The organism is Actinocrinis puniceicyclus (assembly GCF_018283645.1).
In the GTDB taxonomy this organism is placed as follows: domain Bacteria; phylum Actinomycetota; class Actinomycetes; order Streptomycetales; family Catenulisporaceae; genus Actinocrinis; species Actinocrinis puniceicyclus.
Window position 1 is genome coordinate 1 of the sequence record NZ_JAGSXH010000387.1, and the last position, 461, is coordinate 461.

The window sequence follows — 461 nt, forward strand, 5'->3', positions numbered from 1 at the left end:
CTGCTGAGCACCCGGGGCGAGGTGTTCGAGGCCAGCCCGGACGACGTGGACGAGGACGAACTGCCGCGGCTGCAGGGCCCCCAGGGCCAGTCGGCGGCGGTGATGCAGATGTACCAGCGGCTCGCGCCGATCGTCGAGCCGCTGGGTGCGCGCCTCGCGACGCTGGAGCTCTCCCCGCGCGGCAGCTGGCGCGGCTCGCTCACCAGCGGCGCGTCGCTCGAACTGGGCGGCGGCTCGCCGGACGACGTCGAGATGCGGACCCGGCGCTTCGTGCGCACGCTGGCGCGCGTGACGGCCCAGTACGGCCGCCGGGCCGACGCGCTGGAATCCGCGGACCTGCGTCATCCGGACGGCTACGCCATGCGTTTGCGCGGCGTGACCACCGTCGAGGGCGACGTGCCGCGGGCGGCGCCGCGCGCAGCCGCGCGGCGTCCGGCGGGCGGGAGCAGCAGCAACAACGG

The 461-nt window shown here is 76.4% G+C and carries 1 protein-coding gene; it reads left to right on the forward strand.

Features of this window, described 5'->3' with window-relative positions; genetic code table 11:
- Window positions 1–461: cell division protein FtsQ/DivIB (locus tag KGA66_RS29410; protein ID WP_211472916.1), on the forward strand; the 461-nt coding region annotated here is incomplete at both ends.